The 23158-nt window shown below is 67.4% G+C and carries 23 protein-coding genes; 20 read left to right on the plus strand and 3 right to left on the minus strand.

Annotated elements, in window-relative coordinates:
- From DPV74_RS24655 to DPV74_RS24680, 6 genes are all read left to right on the plus strand, one after another.
- Positions 1-338: energy transducer TonB (locus DPV74_RS24655; protein WP_162923126.1), on the plus strand; the 338-nt coding region annotated here is incomplete at its 5' end.
- A gap of 41 nt (positions 339-379) precedes the next feature.
- The gene (locus tag DPV74_RS24660; protein WP_060171431.1) at positions 380-1096 is read left to right on the plus strand and encodes a MotA/TolQ/ExbB proton channel family protein; all 717 of its coding nucleotides are present in this window, start codon (positions 380-382) and stop codon (positions 1094-1096) included.
- On the plus strand, positions 1096-1506 hold the full coding sequence (locus tag DPV74_RS24665) for a biopolymer transporter ExbD (protein ID WP_009694203.1): 411 nt from the start codon (positions 1096-1098) through the stop codon (positions 1504-1506). Before DPV74_RS24660 ends, DPV74_RS24665 begins: the two co-directional genes overlap by 1 nt.
- A 34-nt stretch (positions 1507-1540) precedes the next feature.
- On the plus strand, positions 1541-2617 hold the full coding sequence (locus DPV74_RS24670) for an ABC transporter substrate-binding protein (protein WP_060171429.1): 1077 nt from the start codon (positions 1541-1543) through the stop codon (positions 2615-2617).
- On the plus strand, positions 2614-3831 hold the full coding sequence (locus tag DPV74_RS24675) for an MFS transporter (RefSeq protein ID WP_060171427.1): 1218 nt from the start codon (positions 2614-2616) through the stop codon (positions 3829-3831). The genes DPV74_RS24670 and DPV74_RS24675 overlap by 4 nt, the downstream gene beginning before the upstream one ends.
- Before the next feature lie 212 nt (positions 3832-4043).
- Positions 4044-6356, plus strand: coding sequence for a TonB-dependent receptor (locus tag DPV74_RS24680; protein ID WP_119338132.1), 2313 nt, complete (start codon positions 4044-4046; stop codon positions 6354-6356).
- Positions 6357-6428: 72 nt separating this feature from the next.
- Here DPV74_RS24680 and DPV74_RS24685 read toward each other — a convergent pair whose 3' ends face one another.
- Positions 6429-7388, minus strand: coding sequence for a LysR substrate-binding domain-containing protein (locus DPV74_RS24685; RefSeq protein WP_119338133.1), 960 nt, complete (start codon positions 7386-7388; stop codon positions 6429-6431).
- A 184-nt stretch (positions 7389-7572) separates the two neighbouring features.
- On the opposite strand from DPV74_RS24685, the gene DPV74_RS24690 reads away from it, so the two are divergent.
- Genes DPV74_RS24690 through DPV74_RS24700 form a run of 3 tightly spaced genes read left to right on the plus strand, consistent with a single transcriptional unit; the run spans position 7573 to position 10790 of the window.
- Positions 7573-8706: a M20 aminoacylase family protein gene (locus tag DPV74_RS24690; RefSeq protein ID WP_119338141.1), complete on the plus strand. Its 1134-nt coding sequence runs from the start codon at positions 7573-7575 to the stop codon at positions 8704-8706.
- Positions 8707-8756: 50 nt separating this feature from the next.
- A complete protein-coding gene (locus DPV74_RS24695) occupies positions 8757-9554 on the plus strand; it encodes an ABC transporter substrate-binding protein (protein ID WP_059692922.1) in 798 nt (265 codons plus the stop codon).
- Between the two features lie 51 nt (positions 9555-9605).
- Positions 9606-10790, plus strand: a complete 1185-nt coding sequence (locus DPV74_RS24700) for a porin (RefSeq protein WP_119338134.1) — start codon at positions 9606-9608, stop codon at positions 10788-10790.
- A 49-nt stretch (positions 10791-10839) separates the two neighbouring features.
- Here the strand turns inward: DPV74_RS24700 and DPV74_RS24705 are convergent, their stop codons facing one another.
- Positions 10840-11859: an NAD(P)-dependent alcohol dehydrogenase gene (locus DPV74_RS24705; RefSeq protein ID WP_059692926.1), complete on the minus strand. Its 1020-nt coding sequence runs from the start codon at positions 11857-11859 to the stop codon at positions 10840-10842.
- Positions 11860-11986: 127 nt separating this feature from the next.
- Between DPV74_RS24705 and DPV74_RS24710 the strand changes: the two genes are divergently transcribed.
- Both DPV74_RS24710 and DPV74_RS24715 read left to right on the plus strand, forming a co-directional pair.
- A complete protein-coding gene (locus DPV74_RS24710) occupies positions 11987-12898 on the plus strand; it encodes a LysR family transcriptional regulator (RefSeq protein ID WP_119338135.1) in 912 nt (303 codons plus the stop codon).
- A gap of 247 nt (positions 12899-13145) precedes the next feature.
- Entirely contained in the window at positions 13146-14039 is an 894-nt protein-coding gene (locus tag DPV74_RS24715) for a DMT family transporter (RefSeq protein WP_119338136.1), read from the plus strand.
- Between the two features lie 164 nt (positions 14040-14203).
- Here DPV74_RS24715 and csgH read toward each other — a convergent pair whose 3' ends face one another.
- Complete coding sequence (gene csgH / locus DPV74_RS24720; RefSeq protein WP_027790761.1) at positions 14204-14524, minus strand: curli-like amyloid fiber formation chaperone CsgH; 321 nt, start codon at positions 14522-14524, stop codon at positions 14204-14206.
- Between the two features lie 639 nt (positions 14525-15163).
- Between csgH and DPV74_RS24725 the strand changes: the two genes are divergently transcribed.
- From DPV74_RS24725 to DPV74_RS24765, 9 genes are all read left to right on the plus strand, one after another.
- Entirely contained in the window at positions 15164-15883 is a 720-nt protein-coding gene (locus tag DPV74_RS24725) for an SDR family oxidoreductase (RefSeq protein WP_060171412.1), read from the plus strand.
- A 172-nt stretch (positions 15884-16055) separates the two neighbouring features.
- A complete protein-coding gene (locus DPV74_RS24730; protein WP_060197473.1) occupies positions 16056-18014 on the plus strand; it encodes an arylsulfatase in 1959 nt (652 codons plus the stop codon).
- A gap of 15 nt (positions 18015-18029) precedes the next feature.
- Entirely contained in the window at positions 18030-19079 is a 1050-nt protein-coding gene (locus DPV74_RS24735; protein ID WP_027790764.1) for a formylglycine-generating enzyme family protein, read from the plus strand.
- A complete protein-coding gene (locus tag DPV74_RS24740) occupies positions 19076-19903 on the plus strand; it encodes a MetQ/NlpA family lipoprotein (RefSeq protein ID WP_119338137.1) in 828 nt (275 codons plus the stop codon). Before DPV74_RS24735 ends, DPV74_RS24740 begins: the two co-directional genes overlap by 4 nt.
- Positions 19897-20883: a YkgJ family cysteine cluster protein gene (locus tag DPV74_RS24745; RefSeq protein ID WP_119338138.1), complete on the plus strand. Its 987-nt coding sequence runs from the start codon at positions 19897-19899 to the stop codon at positions 20881-20883. The genes DPV74_RS24740 and DPV74_RS24745 overlap by 7 nt, the downstream gene beginning before the upstream one ends.
- A 65-nt stretch (positions 20884-20948) precedes the next feature.
- Positions 20949-21275, plus strand: a complete 327-nt coding sequence (locus DPV74_RS24750) for an antibiotic biosynthesis monooxygenase (protein ID WP_027790767.1) — start codon at positions 20949-20951, stop codon at positions 21273-21275.
- 209 nt (positions 21276-21484) lie between these two features.
- Positions 21485-22233 (plus strand): IS5 family transposase gene (locus tag DPV74_RS24755; RefSeq protein WP_119338139.1). Its coding sequence is split into 2 segments (ribosomal slippage): positions 21485-21842 and positions 21842-22233, totalling 750 coding nucleotides; the frame shifts between segments, so codons are not numbered across the junction.
- 133 nt (positions 22234-22366) lie between these two features.
- Positions 22367-23050, plus strand: coding sequence for a hypothetical protein (locus DPV74_RS24760; RefSeq protein ID WP_119338140.1), 684 nt, complete (start codon positions 22367-22369; stop codon positions 23048-23050).
- Between the two features lie 24 nt (positions 23051-23074).
- The coding region (locus DPV74_RS24765) for a transposase (RefSeq protein WP_162923060.1) at positions 23075-23158 on the plus strand (84 nt) is incomplete at its 3' end.

Genomic DNA, 23158 nt, shown 5'->3' on the forward strand with positions numbered 1-23158 from the left:
CTGCCGCACAGGCCGCACCGGCTCCCGCACCCGCCGCGCCGGCGGCGCCCGTGCGCGAAACCGCGCCGATCGGCGACGCCGCCTACCTGCGCAACCCGGCGCCCGACTACCCAGCCTTTGCGCAGGAGCAGGGCTGGGAAGGGCGCGTCGTGCTGCGCGTGCACGTGCTCGCGAACGGCACGCCCGATGCCGTCGACGTCCGCACGAGCAGCGGCCGCCGCATGCTCGACAACGCGGCGGTGGCCGCCGTGAAGCGCTGGACGTTCGTGCCCGCGAAGCGCGGCGACGAAGCGGTCGACGGCTGGGTCAACGTGCCGATCGATTTCAAGCTGGGCTGACCGACCGGGCGGCCCGCCACATTTTTCAAGGAACTCACATCATGAACGGTATCCCGACCACCTTCATCGTCCAGGGCGCGCTCTGGCTGCTCGTCGTCTTCTCCGTCGTCACGTGGACGCTGATCGTCGTGAAGACGATCCAGAGCCTGCGTGCGAGCGCACGCAACCGGCATTACACGCGCGCGTTCTGGGCCGCGAACAGTTTCCACGAGGCGGCCGCGCTCGACGGCGCCGACAGCCCCGTGGGCGAACTCGCCGCGACGGGCTTCGACGCGCTGCGGCGCGCCGACGAAAGCAGCGCGCACGATCTCGAACACAGCTGGAGCCGCCACGACCTGCTCGAACGCCATCTGCGCCAGCAGATCCACAACGCGCGCCGGCGCGCGGAAGCGGGGCTCGCCGTGCTCGCGTCGATCGGCAGCACCGCGCCGTTCGTCGGCCTGTTCGGCACCGTGTTCGGCATCATCCACGCGCTGACCGCGATCACGCACAGTGCGTCCGCGAGCATCGATGTGGTCGCGGGGCCGATCGGCGAGGCGCTGGTCGCGACCGGGATCGGCATCGCGGTCGCGGTGCCGGCCGTGCTCGCGTACAACTTCTTCGTGCGCCGCGTGAAGGCAGCGTCGGCCGATCTCGATGCGTTCGCAACCGATTTCGTCACGCTCGCGCAGAAGGCCGGTTTCCGCGTGCCGCCCGCCGCCACCGCGCCCGCGCCGGCACGCCGTGCCGACGGCGCCCGTCAGGAGGCGTTCGCATAATGGCCTTCTCGTCCTCTTCCGACAACGACGACGTGCTCAGTGAAATCAACATCACGCCGCTCGTCGACGTGATGCTCGTGCTGCTCGTTGCGTTCATCGTCACGGCGCCGCTGCTCAACAACGCGGTGCACGTGAACCTGCCGAACACCGTCGCCACGGCGCCGGCCGACCGCAAGCCGAACGTCACCGTGAGCGTCGACGACAAGGGCGTCGTGTATCTCGACAAGCGCGCGGTCGCGCTCGCCGCGGTGCCGGCCGAGCTCGCCGCGCTGAAGGCCGGCCGGCCCGACGTCGCGCTCGACCTGCAGGCCGACGAGCACGTGCCGTACGGCACCGTCGCGAAGCTGATGGCCGCGATCGAGCATGCGGGTATCACGCGGCTGTCGGTGCTCACCGCGCCGCGCGGCTGATGCGCGGTTCACGACTCCTTTTCCGAACGCATCCATGAGCATCACGGCTTCCCATCACGTCCAGTCGATCTGGTACACGCGCTGTCCGGTGCCGACGCCGCTCGGCATCGCCGCGCATCTCGGCTGGCTCGACAGCGAGTTCGCCGGCGACGGCATCACCGTCCGCGCGCTGCAGGAGAACCAGCACGCGGCGCTGCATCGCGCGCACGTCGATCATTCGCTCGACAACACGTTCCGGCAGGGCGGCAGCATTCCCGCGCTGTGGGCGCGCGCCTCCGGTGCCGATACCCGGGTGGTCGCGCTGACCTGGGTCGACGAGGCGCAGGCGATCGTCGCGTTGCCGGAAACCGGCCTGGCGCGGCCGAGGGACCTGCGCGGGCGCCGCATCGGGCTGCCGCGCCGCGACGGCGAACGTATCGACATCTTCCGCGCGGCGGCGCTGCGCGGCTTCGTCAGCGCGCTGTCGCTCGACGGGCTCGGCCCCGCCGACGTCGAATGGGTCGACGTGCCCGCGTCGAACCTGCGCGCGCCCGTGTCGACGCCGCTGACGCGCGACGCGGCATTCAGCCATCCGTCGAGTCTGTCCAGCCGGCGCCTTTATGCGGCCGAAGCGGCCGCGCTCGTGCGCGGCGAGGTCGACGCGATCTACGTGAAGGGTTCGCTCGGGCTCGAGACCGCGCACCTGATCGGCGCGCAGACGGTCGTCGACATCGGCTTTCATCCCGATCCGCAGATCCGCATCAACAACGGCTCGCCTCGGCCGCTGACCGTCAATGCGTCGACGCTCGAACGCCATCCCGACATCGTTCGCCGCTTCCTCGCGCGCGTGACCGACGTCGAATGCTGGGCGCGCGAGCACGAGCAGGAAGTGCTCGGCTATCTCGGCCGCGAGACGGGATCGGGTCACGACTGGCTGCGGCTCGCGTACGGCACCGACGTGCACCGGCGGCTGCGCACGGATCTCGACGAAGCGTCGATCGCCGCGCTCGACGATTTCAAGCGCTTCCTCGTCGAATGGCGGTTCCTGCCTGCGGACTTCGACGTGCGCGCGTGGATCGACCGGCGCGCGCTCGACGGCATCGCACCGTTGTCTCGCGACGCCGCGCGGTGAGCGCGCCGGCACGCGTCGCCGACGCATGGCGGCGCGAGCGCTTCACCGGCGGCTTCATGCTGCTGGCGCTCGCGAGCGGCACGACGATCAGCATGGCGCAGCTCGCGACGACGCTGTATGCACTCGCGCTCGGCGTCGACAGCGCGCGGCTCGGCATCATCGCCGCGATGGAGCCGCTCGGCATCGCGCTGATGACGCTGCCGGCCGGGCTGCTCGTCGCGCGCTACGGCGCGCGGCGCGTGTACTTCGCCGCGAGCATGGGGCCGATGCTGCTCAACCTCGTCGTGCCGTATACCGGCGCATGGCCGCTGATCGCGCTCACGCAAGTGCTGATCGGGCTGTGCATCCCGTTCCGGATCGTGTCCATCAACGGCGTGTTTCTCGCGCGTCTCGCGCAGATCGGCCTCGCGCGCGCCGGCTGGTACCGCGCGGCGATGTCGGTCGGAACCGGCATGGTCGGGCCGTGGCTCGCGAGCTGGCTGATCGGCGCGCATGGCGCGGTCGCGACGTTCTGCGCGGCGTCGGCGAGCTTCGCGGGCATGGCGCTGTTCAGCCGGACGCTGCTCGGCGACGCCGAGGCCGTGCCGCGCGGCGCCCAACCGGAAACCGGCGGCCTGCGCGCGTTGCTGGCGCTCGCATGGAATCACGACGTGCGCGAGCAACTCGTGCTGGAGGCCGTGAACAGTGCGACGCGTTCGCTTGCCGGCGCGTATACGGTCGTGCTCGCGATCCAGTCGCTCGGGTTGTCCCAGGCGCACGCCGTCGCGCTGCTGACGTTGCAGGGCGTGGTCGCGGTGATCGCGCTGTTCGGGCTCGGCCATGTCGCGCAGCGGCTGAGCGCGCGCCGTTGCCACGGGCTCAGCCTGGCCGGCGCCGTGGCCGGCCTGCTCGCGCTCGGGCTCGCCCGTGACGCGTGGATCGTCGGCGCGGGGCTCGCCGCGCTGTGCGCCGGCTCGTCGCTGCTGCATCTCGTCAACATGCAGCGCCTCGGCCGTCACCCGGCGGACAAGAGCCAGGTGTCGAGCCTGTACAACCTCGCGTCGATGACGGGCGCGTTCTGCGGCCCGCTGGCCGGCAGTGCGCTCGTGCCGGCCGTCGGGTTGCAGGCGGTGTTTCTGTGCTGGCTGCCCGTCGTCGTGCTGGTCGCGTGCGCGTTGCGCGTCGCACATGGGCGGCGCGATGCGTCGCGGCCCGTGACTGCAAAGCTCTCCTGACGACCATCGGAGCGGGTGTCGCGCGATCCGGCAGTGTTGCGTGACAAGCAGTTTGCTTCCGTTCACAGATGCGCATGCAGCAACGCGCACCCCGCATACCTGCCGGAAGCCCGATACGACGGGCCTCTCGAGGCTGGCATCCGAATTGCAACAGGGAACCCGTGCGTCGCGCACGCACGTGCGTTCAACCGATCAAACAGGATGACTCATCGATGTTCAGGAAAAAACTAATCGTCACCGCGCTGGGGGGACTGCTGACGGGCGGAGCCGTATCGTTGCCCGCGTGGGCGGAAGAAGGTGCGGTGACGGCGGCACCGGACGCGAAACCGGCACAACAGGGCACGGACGATGCCGCCGCGGCTGCACCGACGGCGGCCCGTGCGACCCGCGGCACGGCCATCCGCGAAACGAACCTCGGCACGGTCACCGTGACCGCGCGCCGGCGCAAGGAGAGCATCCAGGACGTGCCGGTCGCGGTGAGCGCGCTGAGCGGCGACGCGATCAGGAACAACGAGCTGCGCGTGGTCAACGACGTGACGAAGTACGTGCCGAACTTCACCGGGCAATCGACCGAGGGCCGCGAGCGGCCGCGCTGGTTCCGGCGCGGCGTCGGCAGCAACGATCCGTCGGACCTGTCGCTGAGCCCGATCGGCGTGTACTTCGACGACGTATACATCAACAGCGTGTTCGGGCAGGGTTTCCCGCTGTTCGACCTCGACCGCATCGAAGTGCTGCGCGGCCCGCAGGGCACGCTGTGGGGCAAGAACACGGTCGGCGGCGCGCTCAGCATCACGTCGCAGAAGCCGACCTTCGACGTGAGCGGCTACGGCAAGATCGGGCTCGGCCAGTACAACAGCCGGCTCGCGGAGGCCGCGATCGGCGGGCCGATCGGCAAGAACGACGTGCTGGCCGCGCGCGTGTCGGTGTATCACGAGAACGCCGACAGCTTCTACACGAATACGGTGCAGCAAGGGCGCTTCGGCGGCTTCCACGACAACGCGGTGCGCTTCCAGGTGCTCGCCGTGCCCACGTCGGACACCAACTTCCTGTTCAACATCCACGGCCGCAACTACACGGGCGGCGGCAATGCGTGGCACGCGCAAGGCGCGGGGCCGGGCGGCGCGAACCAGTTCGGCTTCGTCGGCTCGAGCGATCCGTACACGGTGTCGCTCAACGCGCCGTCGAGCGATCACATCTCGACCTGGGGCACGTCGCTCACCGCGCACTGGCGCATCAACCCGGCGGTCACGCTCACGTCGATCACCGCGTTCGAAGGGCTGCACCGCTGGTACCAGGACGACGAGGACTATTCGGCGTTCGACGCCGCACGCTCGCACGATCGCCTGTCGAGCCGCCAGTTCTCGCAGGAATTCCGGCTCGAATCGCCGCAGAACGACCGGCTGAGCTGGCTCGTCGGCACCCACCTGTTCACCGAGCAACTGGCCGAGCAGGGTGCCGGCGGCGGCTTGCCGGGCTCGCCGTCACCTGCGTTCTACCACCTGACCGACCTCACGCAGCACACGCAGAGTGCGGCGATCTTCGGCAGCGTGAAGTACCGGTTTACCGACCGCTTCAACGTGACGGGCGGGCTGCGTTACACGATCGAGCGCAAGAACATCAACCTGACCGGGCTGCAGGGCACCGGCAACGTGACGTTCGACAATCCGGGCAACTGGTGGGAGCCGTCGTCGGTGTCGTCGCCGCTGGCGGTCAGCGCGCGGCAGAACCAGACGAACACCTGGCGCGCGCCGACCTGGGACCTCACGCCCGAATACGCGCTCAGCAGCAACGTGCGTGCGTACTTCCGCTATGCGCGCGGCTTCCGTTCGGGCGGCTACAACGGCAACGCGTATACGCAGAGCACGGTGTCGACCGTGTCGCCGGAGTACCTGACCGACTATGAAGTCGGCATCAAGAGCGAGTGGTTCGACAAGCGGCTGATCGTCAACGCGAGCGTGTTCCACTACGACTATCGCGACATCCAGGTGTTCGCGCTCGCGCCGAACCCGTTCGGCGGCCCGCCGGTGTCGACGCTGTCGAATGCGGGGCAGGGGCGCGCGGACGGCTTCGAACTGGAGTTGAAGGCGCAGCCGGTCAACAGCCTCTACCTGTTCGCGAACCTCGGGATGCTGAACACGCGCTACACGGAGTTCCGCTACGTGCCGACCGCCGTCGGCAACTCGTTCGCGCGCTCGCCGCATACGACGATCAATGCGGGCTTCGACTATCGCGTACCGGTGTCGTTCGGCACGCTGATCGCAGGCGGTGACGTGAACTACCGCAGCCGCGAATACTTCAGCGCGACCCGGCAGACGATGCCGCAGCTCTGGCAGGGCGGCTACTCGGTGCTGAACGCGCACGTTTCCTACACGACGCCGAACCAGAAGTACATCGTGACGGGCTACGTGACGAACCTGACCAACAAGGTCTACAAGAAGCTCGAGCTGCTGCCGTCGTATGGCGCGTATCCGGTGCTGTACGGCGATCCGCGCACGGTCGGGATCACGCTGACCGCGAAAATCTGACGGGCGGCACGGGCACGGGCACGGCCACGACGCGCATGCGGCGACGCGGCGGCCGCCCGTGTTCGCCGCGCGTCAGATCAGCAGCGACAGCGTCCTGAACAGCGCGAGATCCGCCTTGCGTGCCGACCGCGCGTGCCGGCGGATCACGTGCAGCAGGCAGTCGATGAAGCAGCGCGCCGCGTCGCTCAGCGTGCTGCTGCGCCGCGTGACGATCCCGAGGTCGCGCGGCTCGAAAGTCTCCTTCAGCTGCAACGCGCGCATCCGTTCGCCGAACGGCGGCACTGCAGCGAGAATCGTCGGGCACCACGTGCACATGTCGGCCTGTTCGAGCATCGTCTGCAGCATCGCCACCGACTGCGCGCGGACGATGCGCCGTTCGTCGATGTCGGCACCGTGGCGCGTGAACAGGTAGTCGACGAGCGCGGCCTGCCCGTCGGCCGCGAAATTCAGCACCCAGTCGTTCTCGAGCAGGTCATGGATCGATCGCGCGTGTTCGCGCGGATGGCCGGCGCGCACCATCACCGATGTGTCGTAGCGCAGCATCGGCTCGAACGCGAATTCCTGCGTGCCGCCCGGTTGCACGTGCCCGAGCGCGAAATCCATGCTGCCGTCGCGCAACAGCGGCTGCGCGACGGCCATCAGCGCCTCGTAGAGTTCGAGGCGCACGTCGGGCATCCGCTCGCGAAAGCGCAGCACCGTTTCCGCCAGGAACGTCATCGTGAGCCACGGCGTCACGCCGATGCTCAGCCGGCCCTCGATGCGGCCGCGCATGCGTTCGAGATCGCTCTGCGCGTGTTCGAGCTGCTTCAGCACGAGCTTCGCGTGCGTGAGCAGCGTCTTGCCGTATTCCGTGAAGCCGATTCCCTCCGGCGCGCGCACGAGCAGCGGCAGGCGCTCGCCGGCCTCCAGTTCGCGCAGCGCGCGCGTGACGGCCGCCTGCGACAGCCCGAGCGTGCGCGCTGCGCCGCGGATGCTCCCGGCCTCCGCGCTCGCGACGAGCGCCTGAAGCTGATGCAGCCTGATCGTACCCATGGTGCGATACCCGACAACGAAAGGTTGTCATCATAACGAAACCGCGGCTGTTCGCCGGGATTTTCGCTGCCTACGATGCGGCCACGATCGGTCATTCGGGCGATCGGCAACCGGCGTACATCGAGGAGAATCGGGGTTGAACCACAAACCAGTCCAGCCGGAATTGGCAGCCATCGAGACGGAGATGATTGCGCTGCGCCGACGGCTGCACGCGTATCCGGAGCTCGGCTTCGAGGAACATGCGACGAGCGACCTCGTGGCCGGCTTCCTGACAACGTGGGGTTATCGGGTGACGCGCGGGCTCGGCGGCACGGGCGTGGTCGGCACGTTGACGCGAGGCGCCGGGAAGCGGCTCGGGCTGCGCGCCGACATGGACGCGCTGCCGATCCGCGAGGCGACCGGGCTGCCGCATGCGAGCCGGTGCGACGGCGTGATGCATGCATGCGGCCACGACGGCCATACGGCGATGCTGCTGGCGGCGGCGCGGTGCCTGGCCGAGCGCGCCAGCTTCACGGGCACGCTGAACCTGATTTTCCAGCCGGCCGAGGAAGGGCTCGGCGGCGCGAAGCGGATGATCGACGACGGGCTGTTCGAGCAGTTTCCGTGCGATGCGGTGTTCGCGATGCACAACGTGCCGGGCCTGCCGGCCGGCGTGCTCGGTTTCTGCGACGGCCCGGCGATGGCATCGGCCGACGAGGTGCGCGTGCGCGTGACCGGGCGCGGCGGGCATGGCGCGGCGCCGCATACGACGATCGATCCGGTGGTCGTCTGCGCGTCGATCGTGATGGCGCTGCAGACCGTCGTGTCGCGCAACGTGAACCCGCAGGACCTGGCGATCGTGACGGCCGGCTCGATCCATGCGGGCACCGCGTCGAACGTGATCCCGCCGCACGCGGAACTGGCGCTGAGCGTGCGCGCACTGTCGCCGGACGTGCGCGCGCTGCTCGAACGGCGCATTCGCGAGATCGTGCACGGGCAGGCCGCGAGCTACGGCGCGAAGGCCGAGATCGATTATCGCCACGACTATCCGGTGCTCGTCAATCACGCGGCGGAAACCGCCTTTGCGCGCGACGTCGCCCGCGAATGGGGCGGTGACGGCGCGCTGATCCCCCATCTGCGACCGATCGCGGCAAGCGAGGACTTCGCGTTCATGCTGAACGTTTGCCCCGGCAGCTACCTGTCGATCGGCAACGGGGACGGCAACGGCGCCGGCGGCGCCGGATGCGGGCTGCACCATCCCGGCTACGACTTCAACGACGCGTGCCTCGCCACCGGCGCGAGCTACTGGATTGCGTTGGCGGAGCGCTATCTCGCGTGACGTGCCCGCATGATTTTGACTGACGATTCACACGAGGAAGGAGACTGGCAATGAAGCAGTGGAAGCAATGTAAACGGATGGCGGCGCTCGCGTTGGCGCTGGCGGCAGGGGCGGCGCATGCGGGTGACTGGGCGGGCAGGGAGATTCGTCTCGCGGTCGATCCGACTTACCCGCCGCTCGAGTACAAACTGCCCGACGGCACGCTGACGGGCTTCGGGATCGACATCACGAATGCGTTGTGTGCGGAGCTGCATGCGCGCTGCGTGTGGGTCGAGTCGAGTTTCGACGGGATGATTCCGGGGCTGCTCGCGCGCAAGTTCGACGTCATCGCGTCGTCGATGACGATTACGCCGAAGCGGCAGCAGCAGATCGCCTTCACGAACCGGATCTCGAATGCGCCGGCGCGCCTCGTCGCGCGCAAGGGTTCGCCGCTGCTGCCGACGGCCGACGCGCTGAAGGGCAAGCGCGTGGGCGTCGAGCAGGGCTCCGCGCAGGCCGACTATGCGATCGCGAACTGGCAGCCGGCCGGCGTGCAGATCGTGTCGTACCCGAACCAGGACCAGGTCTATGCCGATCTCGTGACGGGCCGGCTCGACGCGGCGTTCCAGGCATCGATCGCGGCGAGCGACGGTTTCCTGAAGAAGCCGCAGGGCAAGGATTTCGCGTTCGTCGGCGCGGCGATCGACGACGCGAAGTATTTCGGGCAAGGCGACGGGCTCGGGCTGCGCAAGCAGGACAACGACCTGCGCGACGCCTTCAACCGCGCGCTCGCGACGATCCTCGCGAACGGCACGTACCAGCGGATCAACCGGAAGTATTTCGACTTCGACATCTACGGCACGAAGTAAGCGGTGGCGCCATGCATGGCGCGGTAACGACAAAACAAATAAGGATGACGGATGAACTGGAGATTGATTTTCGTCGCGATGCCGGCACTGTGCGCCGCGCCCGCGTTCGCGCAAGGCAGCGTCACGCTGTACGGCCTCGTCGATGCGGGCATCGACTACACGAACAATGTCGGCGGCCATGGCGCATGGCAGATGGCGAGCGGCTTCGCGCAGGGCAGCCGCTGGGGGCTGAAGGGCAGCGAGGATCTGGGGGGCGGCTACAGCGCGCTGTTCCAGGTCGAGAACGGCTTCAACGTGAACAGCGGCACGCTCGCGCAGGGCGGCCGCATGTTCGGGCGGCAGGCGTACGTCGGCCTCGGCAGCGTGCGGTTCGGCACGCTGACGCTCGGCCGGCAATACGATGCGGTGGTCGACTATCTCGCGCCAACCACAGCGAACGGCAGTTGGGGCGTCTATCCGTTCTCGCATCCGCTCGACAACGACAACACCGGCAATACGTTTCGGGTCAACAACACGGTCAAGTATGCGAGCCCGGATTTCGCCGGCTTCTCGTTCGGCGGCACGTACAGCTTCAGTAACGACACGGGCTTCGCGAACAACCGGCAGTGGAGCGTCGGCGCGCAGTACGAGCAGGGCGGGTGGCTCGTCGGCGCGGCCTTCCTGAATGCGGACAACCCGGGTGCGACGCCGGGCGGCGCGATCGCGGGCTCGGGATCGGTCGGCGCCGATGCGAACTTCGCGTCGGCGCGGCTGCGGATCTTCGATGCGGGCATCAACTACACGGCGGGGCCCGCGACGGTCGGGTTCGCGTACACGAACAGCAACGTCACGCGGCCCACCGCGAACGTCGGTTACCTGTTCGGCGACGAAACGATCGAGCCCGTGACCGGCCCGCTCGCAGGCGGCACGGTGACGTCGATCAAGTACCAGAACTTCGAAGTGAACGGCAAATACCAGTTCACGCCCGCGCTGTTCGTCGGGGCGCAGTACGTGTACACGACGGTGCGCTACGACGCGACGACGGGCACCGCGAAGCCGAAGATCCATTCGCTCGGGCTGATGGCCGACTACATGCTGTCGAAGCGCACGGACGTGTACCTGATGGGCGCCTACCAGCGGATCGCGGGCGACGCGACGGGTTCGTCGCTCGACCAGGCCTATGTTCCCGGCGCGGCGGACCTGTCGTCGACCTCGAAGCAGCTGATGATTCACGCGGGGATCCGTCACAGGTTCTGACGCCGGATGCAGCGGGCGAGGCCGCCCGCTGCCCATCGCCCCGATGCGCTTACTGCGCGACGCGGATCACGACCTTGCCGAAGTGCTGCCCCGACTGCAGGTACGCATACGCCTGCGGCGCTTCGTCGAAGCCGAACACGCGATCGACCACCGGCTTGATCCGCTTCGCGTCGACGAGGCGCACGACGTCGTCGAGCATCGCGCGGCTGCCGACCATGATCCCCTGCAGCCGCCGGATCCCGCCGATCAGCGACAGCAGCCCGAGCTCGGGGCCGCCGAAGCTGCTGAGGCCGCCGATCACCGACACGGTGCCGCCCATCTTCGTCGCCGCGACCGAGCGCGGCAGCGTATCCTTGCCGCCGACTTCGACGACCAGATCCGCACCCGCGCCGCCGGTGAGCCGCAGCACGTCGTGTTGCCATTCGGGCGTGGCGCGATAGTTGATGGTTGCGTCCGCACCGAGCGCGCGGGCGCGTTCGAGCTTCGCGTCGCTCGACGACGTGACGATGGTGCGCAGCCCCGCGGCATGCGCGAGCTGCAGCGCGACGATCGACACGCCGCCCGTGCCGAGCAGCACGACGGTCGCGCCGGGCCCCAGGCCGCCGTCGGCGAACAGCGCGTTCCAGGCGGTGATGCCCGCGCACGACAGCGTCGCCGCCTCATCGTAGTCCAGATGCGCGGGAATCGCGACCAGCGCCGCTTCGTCGGACACGAAGTGCTCGGCCAGCACGCCGTCGAAATGCGAGCCGGGCGATCCCGAGGTTTTCTGCGGCGTCGGCGGCCCGTCGATCCAGCGCGGGAAGTAGGTGTTGATCACGCGATCGCCGGGCTTGAAGCGCGTGACGTCGCGGCCCGTTTCGATGACTTCGCCGGCGCCGTCGGCAACCGGAATCAGCGCTTCCGTGCCGATGCCGAGATAGTCGCCGCGCGCGAACATCAGGTCGCGATAGTTCAGGCCGGCCGAATGGATCTTCACGACGACGTCGGTCGGCCCGACCGCGCGGCGTGTCGCGTCGATGCGCCGAAGCCCGGCCGCACCGTCGCCCGGTTTTACTTGCCATGCGTGCATGTCGACTCCTTTTTCGAGATAGTGCGGACTATCATAGTGTTGCGCGCAGGGACGCATTGACGATAATTCGGCCGATGACTGTCGCCTGCATGGACACAAACCTGTTACCCAACCGGAGCGAAATGGCATGGATGAGCGTCTGAGAGGCGTTGCCGAATTTGTCGACGTGGTGGATTCGGGCAGCTTCGCGGCGGCCGCGCTGCGGCTCGGCGTTACGCGCTCGGCGGTCGCGAAGGTCGTCGCGCGGCTCGAACGCCGTCTCGGCACCCGGCTGCTGCAGCGCACGACACGCCAGCTCGGCCTGACCGACGAAGGGCTCGTCTATTACGAACAGTGCCGGCGGCTGCTCGCCGAACTCGGCGAGACGGAGGCCGCGCTCGACGCGGGCCAGCGCGAGCCGGCGGGGCGGCTGCGCGTCAGCGTGCCGGTGCTGTTCGGGCGGCAATGCGTGGCTCCCCTCATGCGGCGCCTCGTGGAGCGCCATCCGCGGCTCGAAATCGACGTGTCGTTCAGCGATCGCGTGGCCGACCTCGTCAACGACGGCTTCGACATCGCGGTGCGCATCGGCGAGCTCGCCGATACGAGCGCGCTCGTCGGCCGCAAGCTCGGCGTGCAGCGCATGGGCATCTGCGCATCGCCCGCGTATCTCGAACGTCATGGCCGGCCGGCGGGGCTCGACGAACTCGCGTCGCACGTCGGCATCGCGTATTCGCGCGGCGGGCAACCGACGCCGTGGCCGATAGTCGGCGCGAACGGCGCGGTGCATGACCATCGTCCGGCCGGGCGCCTGCGGCTCGACGACCTGCAGGCCATTGCCGATGCGGCCGCTGCCGGCGCGGGCCTCGCGTGGCTCCCCTGCTGGCTGATGGCGCCTTACCTGCGCGACGGCCGCCTCGCGCTCGTGATGGACAGCAACAGCGTGTCGGGCGCCGAAGTGTTCGCCGTGCGGCCGGCATCGCGCCACGTGCCGTCGAAGGTGCGTGTCGTCATCGATGCGCTCGTCGACGAGATACCGAACATGCTGGCGTCGGATGGGTGAGGCGGTCGCGACGGTCGCGGCATCCCTGCGACGCATGGTCGGCCGGTGCGGCGTATGATCGTCGCACACCCAATCCGCCGGGGGCACGACGTGATGAAGCGCGAACCGCAGGTCGTCATCGCCATCTCCATCTCAGCGACCGTTCAGAACCTCACCCGTTACACGGTTCTTCGGTGATGCGCGGGCCGGCATGCAGCCCCGGTGCGCACTGGGCAGACCTCCCTGCGACAACCCGGCGCGCGCACACATGACGACGATCGATACCACGAAGGCCGCACGGCAACCCGGCTGGCTGCGCATCGCGCCCGCACTGTTCCTGCTGCTGTGGGCAAGCGGCTTCGTGTTCCTGAAGCTCGGCTTGCGTTATGCCGATCCGCTCACCTTCCTCGCGCTGCGCTATGCGTGCGTCGTCGCGCTGCTCGCAGGCCCGTTCCTGTGGCTGCGCCCTGCGTTGCCGCGCACGGGGCGCGCATGGCGCGATCTCGTCGTGGTCGGCCTGTTGCTGCAGGCCGGTTATTTCGCGTGTACGTACCTGAGCCTGAAGCTCGGCATGTCGGCGGGCGCCGTCGCGCTTGTCACGTCGCAGCAGCCGATCCTCGTCGGGCTGCTCGCGCCGATGATTGCCGGCGAACGCGTCGGCGTGCTGCGCTGGATCGGGCTCGCACTCGGCGCCGCGGGCGCGGTGCTGGTGATCCTCGCGCGTTCGTCGGTCGATGTCGCGTCGCCGTGGGCGCTCGCGTTCGCGCTGTTCGCGCTCGCCTGCATCACCGGCGGCACGCTGTGGGAAAAACGCTTCGGCACCGACGTCCATCCGGTCACCGCGAACCTCGTGCAGTACGCGGTCGGCCTCGCGGTCACCGCGCCGCTCGCGTTCGCGCTCGAACCGATGCACGTGCAATGGACCGCCGGGCTCGCCGGTTCGCTCGCGTACCTCGTCATCTGCAACTCGCTGATCGCGATCTCGCTGCTGCTCGCGATGGTGCGGCACGGCGAGGCGTCGCGTGTGTCGGCGCTGTTCTTCCTGATCCCGCCCGCGACCGCGCTGATTGCGCTCGTGGTGCTCGGCGAGACGATCGGCGCGCTCGCATGGCCGGGGATGGCGCTCGCGGCTGCCGGCCTGTTTCTCGTGATGCGTTACTGAATACCGAACGCGCGCGGGATGCGGGGCGGCGTGTCGATGCCGGCCGATTCGTGCGTGGCGGATCGCGTCGCGGCGCGCGATGCCGATGGCGGAGGGGCGGGCCGGCTGACCGCCGCGCGGCAGGCGCTTGCCATGCGGCGCGACGGCCCCCAGGCCGCGCGGTATCAACCCGCCGTCCGATGCGGATTGCAGTCCGCCGAATACTCCGCATGCTCGCCGTTGACGTGCAGAACCAGCGTTGCCTTGCAGATATCGCTCGAATCGACGCTCAGCAGCAGCGTCGCGAGCGGCTGGTCCTCGCCGCCAGCGAGCCGCGATTCGCCGGAGCGCGTCAGCGAGGCCGAGCCCGCGCCGCCGGTTCGGGTGATGCGCAGGCTGTACGACACGTCGACCGGTGCAGCCGCCCGCACGTGCGGCACGATATTCACGCCGCCGGCACTGGCGGCGATGTCGAAATAGGCGTTGAGATCGTGAATGCCAACCATGATCGTCCCCTGTCGAATTAAAAAAAGGCCGAACGTGTATCCGTCCGGCCTTTCCGTTACGCCGGCGGCGTTTAGTGCTGCTCGACCGAAACGGTATTGTTGAAGCCGTTCTGATTGATGTTCGCGTAGTTGGCGTGCCTTGTTGTACCAGCGTGGCGTTGTTGTTGTAGCCGGTCTGCGTCACGTAGCCCGGATTCACCTGTGCGAAATATGGCGGCGCCCGATTTCCGGGTTATTCGTTCCTTGCCGAACGCAGCACATGGTGAAAGGAGTCAGCAAGAGGCGTGCCTGTTGTCGTTTCAATCGGAATCTATTTTAAAGTCGTTATTAGTCTAATTTTTCGGATGCGTAATTCATTCGCGTAAAACGTTTGCGGGTTAGATATTTGATTAACAAGCTTTCTTTTATATTTGGCGCATCAAGATTAAATCAGACGATAACTCCCACCAGTCGTGATTTGGAAATTCCTGGCGCATCTGATGCGCAGTAAACGTACCGTGTTGCCACGGACACGCCCGTAACGACACGACGTAACGTCCGTTACGCACGTAGAATCGTCCGATCAAAGCACCGGTTCCGGGCCTCCACCCTGGAAACCTCTCTCCACGCTATTCACGTGAACGAACTTCGGGAGCACGCATGTCATCTCGCACCTATCTCGTCACCGGCGCATCGCGCGGCATCGGCCTTGCGGTCAGCACATTGCTCGCACGGCACGGTCATCACGTCATCGGCCTCGCGCGAAATGTGCAGGGCATCGACTTTCCCGGCGAACTGCGCGCGTGCGATCTCGCCGACATCGAACAGACGGCAGCGACGCTTGCCCGTATCGGTGAGGAGCACGCTGTCGACGGTATCGTGAACAATGCGGGCATCGTGATGCCGCAACCGCTCGGGCAGATCGATTTCCGGTCGCTGCAGACCGTGTTCGATCTCAACGTGCGGGCCGCGATCCAGGTCACGCAGCACTTTGCGGACGCGATGAAGGCGCGCGGCCACGGGCGCATCGTCAATATCTGCAGCCGGGCGATTTTCGGCAGTCTCGACCGCACCGCGTATTCCGCCGCGAAGAGCGCGCTCGTCGGCTGCACGCGCACGTGGGCGCTCGAACTGGCCGAACATGGCGTGACCGTCAACGCGGTGGCGCCGGGGCCGATCGAGACGGAACTGTTCCGGCTGACGCGCCCCGTCGGCAGCGAAGCCGAACGCAAGGTGCTCGCGACGATTCCCGCGCGCCGGCTCGGCACGCCCGACGATGTGGCGGCCGCGATCGCGTTCTTCCTGTCGGACGAGGCCGGCTTCGTCACGGGGCAGGTGCTGGCCGTGGACGGCGGCGGCAGCCTCGGCGGACGCAGCTGAAGCACGACGCGCGGGCGAGCCGTCGCGCGCGCATGCATACGCGCGTGCTGATGGCCGGTATTCGGCTTGCGCGCATATTCCGCCGCCCCGTTAGCATGTGACGAATCGGACTTTGGGTGCCGCGCGCGCGACGCTAAGATCGCCGATCCCGTAGATCGCGCGTTCCAGAACGATGAAAAAGTCCGCTTCGCCGTTGCATGCTTTTCGTTTCCGTGTCGTCTGCGCCGCGATTGCCGGCGCGTTGTCGCTCGCATCGTGCGGCGGCGTCGACAGCGATGCGCCGTCGTCATCGACGAACCCCGCGCCGCCGCTGGCGGCGAAACGCCCGAACATCCTGTACATCATGGCCGACGATCTCGGCTATTCCGACATCCATGCATTCGGCGGCGAGATCAACACGCCGAACCTCGACGCGCTCGTCGCGTCGGGCCGCATCCTGTCGAACCATCACACGGGCACCGTCTGCGCGATCACGCGCGCGATGCTGGTGTCCGGCACCGATCACCATCTGGTCGGCGAAGGCACGATGGGGGTGCCGACCGACGAACGGCGCGGGCTGCCCGGCTACGAGGGCTACCTGAACGACCGCGCGCTGTCGTTCGCACAACTGTTGAAGGATGCCGGCTACCACACGTACATCGCGGGCAAGTGGCATATCGGCTCGGGGATCGTCGGCAGCGCGACGGGCAGCGGGCAGACGCCCGACCAGTGGGGCTTCGAGCGCAGCTACGTGCTGCTCGGCGGCGCGGCGACCAACCACTTCGCGCACGAGCCGGCCGGCTCGTCGAACTACACGGAAGACGGCCGTTACGTGCAGCCTGGCCAGCCCGGGCAGCCGGGCGGCGCGGGCGGCAGCCCGGCCGTGTTCTATTCGACCGATTTCTATACGCAGAAGCTGATCTCGTACATCGATTCGAACAAGCGCGACGGCAAGCCGTTCTTCGCGTACGCGGCGTATACGTCGCCGCACTGGCCGCTGCAGGTGCCCGAACCATGGCTGCACAAGTACGCGGGCGTGTACGACGCCGGCTACGACGCGATCCGCAATGCGCGGATCGCACGGCAGAAGGCGCTCGGCCTGATCCCCGCCGATTTCAAGCCGTTCGACGGCCTGCCCGAAACGACGGCGGCGTCGCCCGCGACCGCGAACAACGGCACCGCGAACGCGAAATACGTCAGCGCGGTGCATTCGGCCGCCGACGGCTACAGCGACTACGGCCCCGGCAAGGTCGACAAGCTGTGGTCGAGCCTGTCGCCGGCCGAGCGTCGGGCGCAGGCGCGCTACATGGAGATCTATGCGGGGATGGTCGAGAACCTCGACTACAACATCGGACTCCTGATCCAGCACCTGAAGGACATCGGCGAATACGACAACACGTTCATCATGTTCCAGTCGGACAACGGCTCGGAAGGCTGGCCGATCGACTCGGGCGCGGACCCGACGGCGACCGACACCGCGAACGGGCAGGACCCGGTCTACTCGACCCTCGGCACCGACAACGGCAAGCAGAACGCGCAGCGCCTGCAGTACGGGCTGCGCTGGGCCGAGGTGAGCGCGTCGCCGTTCCGGCTCACGAAGGGGTATTCGGCCGAAGGCGGCGTATCGACGCCGACGATCGTGCGCCTGCCGGGCCAGACGCAGCAGTTGCCGACGCTGCGCGCGTTCACGCACGTGACCGACAACACGGCGACGTTCCTCGCGATCGCAGGCGTCACGCCGCCGTCGCAGCCGGCGCCGCCGCTCGTCAACACGCTGACGGGCGTCGACCAGAACAAGGGCAAGGTGATCTACAACAACCGCTACGTGTATCCGGTCACCGGCCAGTCGCTGCTGCCGGTGCTCACGGGGTCGGCGACGGGCGAGGTGCATACGACGCCGTTCGGCGACGAAGCCTACGGCCGCGCCTACCTGCGCAGCGCCGACGGCCGCTGGAAGGCACTGTGGACCGAACCGCCGCTCGGGCCGCTCGACGGGCACTGGCAGCTTTACGACCTCGCGTCGGATCGCGGCGAGACGACCGACGTGTCGGCGCAGAACCCGTCGGTGATCGGCACGCTCGTCGACCAGTGGAAGACCTACATGAGCAACGTCGGCGGTGTCGAACCGCTGCGTCCGCGCGGCTACTACTGATACCGGGGCGACACGATGCGGTTCCGGTTCTGGACGATCGGCGCGGCGCTGGCTGCCACGTTGTTCGCCGCCGCGTTCGCGGCCGGCTATGCGAATCCCGTCGCGCCGGGGGGCGACGCATTCGACGACGCGAATCGCGGCCGCGCGCTCGCGCCGCTCGGCTCGGAGCGGCAGTGCGCGCGCTATTCGGGGCTGCCGGCCGGGTGGCGCGACGACCCGAAGGCCGGGATGGTGCACCTGCGCGGCGGCGCGTTCGTGTTCGGCAGCACGCGCGGCTACGCGGACGAGCGCCCGGTGGGCGACGGCCGCACGCGCGTCGGCGGGTTCTGGATCGACCAGACCGACGTGACGATCGCGCAGTTCGCCGCGTTCGTGCAGGCGACCGGCTACGTCACCGAGGCCGAGCAGCAGGGCGGGGCGGCCGTATTCCATGTGCCGACACGCGACGAGATGAACGCGCGCGACCTCGCGTGGTGGTCGTGGGTGAAGGGCGCGTCGTGGCGTCATCCGCGCGGGCCGGGCAGCGGCGTCGACGGGATCGGCAACCTGCCCGTCACGCTCGTCACGCAGCGCGATGCGCTCGCGTATGCGCGGTGGCTCGGCCGCGACCTGCCGACCGAGGCCGAATGGGAATACGCGGGCAAGGCCGGCCGCGACGACGCGTCGCTCGACGCGGCGCCGCGCGACGCGCAGGGCAAGCCGGCCGCGAACTACTGGCAGGGCGCGTTCCCGGTGCTCGACACGGCCGAGGACGGCCATGCGGGGCTCGCGCCCGTCGGCTGCTACGCGGCGAACGGGTTCCGGCTCTACGACATGATCGGCAATGCGTGGGAGTGGACCCGGGACGCATACACGGGCCCGCACCAGTCGCATACCAACGGCGACACGGCGGCCGTTGCGCCGCCGACGCGCCGGCACGATACGCCGATGGTCATCAAGGGCGGCTCGTTCCTGTGCTCGCGTGACTACTGCGTGCGTTATCGCGCGTCGTCGCGTGAACAGCAGGAAGCCGATCTCGGCGCGTCGCATATCGGATTTCGTACGATTCTGAGGGATGCGTCATGAAGCGCGTCGTGCACTACCTGGGCGCGTGGCTGATGGTTGCGTGCGGGGCCGTTCATCCGGCTTTGGCCATCGCCGCTGAATCGACTGCAGCGACTGCTGCGACTGCTGCGGCCGTCCGCGTCGGCGTGACGCGCGGCGTGCATGCGCAGATTCTCGACGAAGTGAAGCGGGTCGCGGCGTCACGAGGATTCGGCATCGACGTCGTCGAATTCGACGATGCGTCGCGCATCGACGCGGCGCTGGCCGATGGCCGGATCGACGCGGCCAGCTTCGAGGACGCGCAACAGCTTGCCGCCACGCGCGCGCGGAAGCGCTACGCCCTGACCGGAATCGCACCGACCGTCACGCTGCCGATGGCGCTTTATTCGCGCAAGCTCAAGAACCTGAACGAACTGCAACCCGGTGCGACGGTCGCGATTCCCGACGATCCGCGCGGGATGGCCCGCGCGCTCGTGCTGCTGCAGAACGACACGCTGGTGACGCTGCGCGAGCAGGCCGGCCTGCATGCGACGCTGCGCGACGTGACCGGCAACCGGCTCGGGCTGAAGCTCGTCGCGCTGCGCCGCGAACGCCTTTACGCAGCGCTCGACAAGGCCGCGTTCGTTGCAATCGACAGCGACGATGCCGCGCGTGCCGAGCTGCAACCCGCGCGCGACAGCATCAGCCTCGAGGACGCGCGCTCGCCATATGCGAACGTGCTGACGGTGCGCGACGCAGATCGCGCGAAGCCGTGGGTGACGCAACTCGTCGCCGCCTATCACTCGGACGACGTCGCGCGCTTCATTCTCACGCGCTACCAGGATTCGGTGCGACGGCCGTGGTAGACACCTACCTGCTCGCGTGCAACGCATGCGGACGCTGCTGCAACAGTGCGCCGACGCTGTCGTTGCGCGAACTGTTCCGGCATCGTCATCGCTTCGTCGGCGCGCTGACGATCCGTCGCGTGCCGAAGCGGCGGATCGGCGAGCGCTGGCGCGCGGGCGGCCGCGAGCACGCGCTCGATGCCGACGATGTCGCGGCTTCCGATGCGCTGGCCGGGCAACTGATTCATCGCACCGGCGGCGCGGGGAGCGAATGGATCGCGCTGACGCTGCAGGGCTACGACTATCCGTCGCTCGGTCGTTGCGCGGCACTGGCCGACGACGGCCGCTGCAGCGTGCATGCGGACAAGCCGTCGATCTGCGGCGCGGTGCCGCTCGATCCGATGCTGCCCGACCGGTTGCAGTCCCGAGTGCTGGCCGCGCGGCGCGACGATGCGGGATGGCTTGGCGCGAACTGCATTGTCGACACCGCGGGCGCGCAGTCTCCCGTCGAATCGTCTTTCCCGATTCCACTGGTGACGGCCGGACAGGTCGCAGACCGTGCGGCGCTCGATGCGCATCGCGATGCGCTCGTGTTCGAGCGCGCGGTGTGGCGCGATGCGGTGTTCGCATCGTTGACCGGCGGCGGGCAGGAGGGGCATCGTGCGCTGTCGCGGCTCGCGCCCGGCGGGTACCTGACCGTGTCGATCGTGCCGGTCCTGCTCGCCGTTGCGTCGGTGTCCGCGCATTGCCGCACGCTGTGCATCGACTTCATCGACGCTCAGCGTGCATTGATCGCCGCGAACATCGAAGCGGCACTCGCACGCCGCCATGCCGGCGACCGGCCCGCGACGCGCGAGTTGCGCGGCTTCGGGGAGGCGCTCGAACGTGCGCGGCACGCGCTGGCCGCGATGCCGGCGCCCGCGGCCGGCATGCGTGAAGACGCGCCGCGCATCGACGCGTGGCTCACCGGCCAGGCCGGTGCCGATCCGCTAGCCGCGTGACGATCGCGGCACGCCGCGCGTGCCTTACAATCGCCGCTCTTTCAATCGCTTTCGATGGAGCAGGCATGTACGCGTCGACCTTCATTTTTCGCGCCGGGCAATACGACGACGAATTTCATCGGCTCGACCGGCAGATCGCCGACATGGCGCGCGCGACGCCCGGCTATCTCGGCGAGGAGACATGGGAAAACGCCGAATCGGGGCTGATCCAGAACGTCTATTACTGGGAGTCGGAGGCGGCGCTGCAGCAGTTGATGCAGCATCCGGCGCATCGCGAGGCAAAGGCGAAGCAGGCGCGCTGGCTGGACGGCTATCGCGTCGTGATTTCGAAGGTGCTGCGCGAGTACGGCGACGGCAAGCTGACGCAGCCGCATGCAGGGCAATCCGCGTGAATGGCTGTCTGAATCATTTATTTCGCATTGCAGATAAGTAACGGCGAGCCGCGTCTGGAAGCCCGTGTTGGGACGCGGGTTTTCGCGGTAACGCGTGCAAATTCTTCGTCAAGCATGGCTAGGGCTGTTGACAAAAAGCAGCGAGACGACGTCCGGCGCTGTCACCTTCAACGGCAATCTGATTACATCCTGTCTTTTGTGAGGCGGGAATGGTGCCGAGGCTGTTGCGAGGTGACCAATACGAACGCATTGCGCAGTTGCTGCCCGGCAAGGCGGGAGGCCGAGGCCGACCGGCAACCGACAACCGGGAATTTGTCGAGGCTGTTTTGTGGATTGCCCGCACAGGCAGCCTGTGGCGCGACCTCCCAGAAGAATTCGGGCGCTGGAACAGCATATACAAGCGATTCCCGCGCTGGTCCCTGGCCGGCATTTGGCACGGGGTGTTTGCCGCACTGGCCGGCGATGCGGATTTCGAGGAGGTCTTCATCGACAGCACCATTGTCCGTACACACCAGCACGCCGCTGGCGCACCCAAAAAACGTGACCAGGCGCTAGGCCGCTCTCGTGTGGCCTGAGCACAAAAATTCACGCGTTGGTTGACGGGTTGGGCATGCTGGCGAAATTCAGCCTCACCGGTGGTCAGGCAGGCGACAGCCCCGAGGCACTACCGCTGCTGGGCGAATTCAAGCCCGGCAGCGTTGCCGCCGACAAGGCCTATGACACGGACGCCCTCATTACGCATCTGCACGCAATTGGAGTGCAGGCCGTCATTCCAAGCCGCACGAACAGGCGTGAACAGCGTCCATTGGACAGACATCTCTATCGCTCCCGCAATCTGGTCGAACGGTTCTTTGCTCGAATCAAACAGTTCCGTCGCATAGCTACCCGATACGATAAATTGTCCCAGCGCTACGCGTCCTTCGTTGCTGCAGCCGCTTCGTTCATATGGCTTGTTTAAATCACTGTTGGATAACGCGCGACGCTGAGTAGGTGCCACCAGAGTTCGGAATATTAAGTAGGCTTCAGGAGGCGCTAAGATGTGGCCCGTAGCCGTCTAATGACGAGGCCATTAACGAATAACGGGGGAGTGCATGCTGCAGGTAGACCGTGGCCGGGTTACCGACCCGAAAACGCTTTCGCCGATCGAGATCGTGGAGGCCTGCGGAGAGCACGGGCAGTTGGTTGTCCAGTTCAGCACGCCCGAAGCCTACAACCCGGTGATCCTGCAATCGCTGAACGAAGCTTGCCGGCTAGCCGGGGACCGCCTTCAGGTCCGGTTCTACGGGCACTACCGGGCGCCGTTCGATGCGGCCTTGCTGCGCCATTTGCCCGAAACACGCGACCTTGCAGTCGATTGCCTTTCCGAGATCGTCCATGAAGAAGAAGTCGGCCTGCTTCCAAAGCTGAAACGCCTGAGCTTCGGGGTTTTCAAGCTGAATCGGCCCGATTTCCTCGACACGATCGACATTGGCCGACTTGAGCGGCTTGTGCTGGCTGAAAACCATAAGCGGAATATCGATCTGTCGCCTCTAGCGCGGTGCGGATCGCTGACCGAACTATTCATTCAAGGCCATTCAAAGGATATCGACGCGATCGCAGGCCTATCCCGCCTGCGCAAGCTGACGCTCAGTTCCTATGCAAAAAAGCATCCGCTCGGCTTCATCTCGGCCATCTCGGACTTGAGGGAAATGACGCTGATCCTGGGCGGTCGCGATGACATCGACGACTTGTCTAGTTGGACCGGCCAGCCTTTCGTAGACATCTTCGAGCCATAATTTATGGCAACCGAGGAGGTCAGGATGAGCGGCAAGCGGTACACGGATGAGTTCAAGATCGAGGCAGTCAAACAGGTAACCGAACGGGGTCATTCGGTGGCGGATGTG

The sequence above is a fragment of the Burkholderia sp. HAN2018 genome, assembly GCF_024704855.1.
In the GTDB taxonomy this organism is placed as follows: Bacteria; Pseudomonadota; Gammaproteobacteria; order Burkholderiales; family Burkholderiaceae; genus Burkholderia; species Burkholderia cepacia.

Coding starts and splice junctions, on each gene's coding strand:
- DPV74_RS24660 (WP_060171431.1), top strand. CDS start 380: ATGAACGGTATCCCGACCACCTTCATCGTCCAGGGCGCGCTCTGGCTG.
- DPV74_RS24665 (WP_009694203.1), top strand. CDS start 1,096: ATGGCCTTCTCGTCCTCTTCCGACAACGACGACGTGCTCAGTGAAATC.
- DPV74_RS24670 (WP_060171429.1), top strand. CDS start 1,541: ATGAGCATCACGGCTTCCCATCACGTCCAGTCGATCTGGTACACGCGC.
- DPV74_RS24680 (WP_119338132.1), top strand. CDS start 4,044: ATGTTCAGGAAAAAACTAATCGTCACCGCGCTGGGGGGACTGCTGACG.
- DPV74_RS24685 (WP_119338133.1), bottom strand. CDS start 7,388: ATGGGTACGATCAGGCTGCATCAGCTTCAGGCGCTCGTCGCGAGCGCG.
- DPV74_RS24690 (WP_119338141.1), top strand. CDS start 7,573: ATGATTGCGCTGCGCCGACGGCTGCACGCGTATCCGGAGCTCGGCTTC.
- DPV74_RS24695 (WP_059692922.1), top strand. CDS start 8,757: ATGAAGCAGTGGAAGCAATGTAAACGGATGGCGGCGCTCGCGTTGGCG.
- DPV74_RS24700 (WP_119338134.1), top strand. CDS start 9,606: ATGAACTGGAGATTGATTTTCGTCGCGATGCCGGCACTGTGCGCCGCG.
- DPV74_RS24705 (WP_059692926.1), bottom strand. CDS start 11,859: ATGCACGCATGGCAAGTAAAACCGGGCGACGGTGCGGCCGGGCTTCGG.
- DPV74_RS24710 (WP_119338135.1), top strand. CDS start 11,987: ATGGATGAGCGTCTGAGAGGCGTTGCCGAATTTGTCGACGTGGTGGAT.
- DPV74_RS24715 (WP_119338136.1), top strand. CDS start 13,146: ATGACGACGATCGATACCACGAAGGCCGCACGGCAACCCGGCTGGCTG.
- csgH (WP_027790761.1), bottom strand. CDS start 14,524: ATGGTTGGCATTCACGATCTCAACGCCTATTTCGACATCGCCGCCAGT.
- DPV74_RS24725 (WP_060171412.1), top strand. CDS start 15,164: ATGTCATCTCGCACCTATCTCGTCACCGGCGCATCGCGCGGCATCGGC.
- DPV74_RS24730 (WP_060197473.1), top strand. CDS start 16,056: ATGAAAAAGTCCGCTTCGCCGTTGCATGCTTTTCGTTTCCGTGTCGTC.
- DPV74_RS24735 (WP_027790764.1), top strand. CDS start 18,030: ATGCGGTTCCGGTTCTGGACGATCGGCGCGGCGCTGGCTGCCACGTTG.
- DPV74_RS24740 (WP_119338137.1), top strand. CDS start 19,076: ATGAAGCGCGTCGTGCACTACCTGGGCGCGTGGCTGATGGTTGCGTGC.
- DPV74_RS24750 (WP_027790767.1), top strand. CDS start 20,949: ATGTACGCGTCGACCTTCATTTTTCGCGCCGGGCAATACGACGACGAA.
- DPV74_RS24760 (WP_119338140.1), top strand. CDS start 22,367: ATGCTGCAGGTAGACCGTGGCCGGGTTACCGACCCGAAAACGCTTTCG.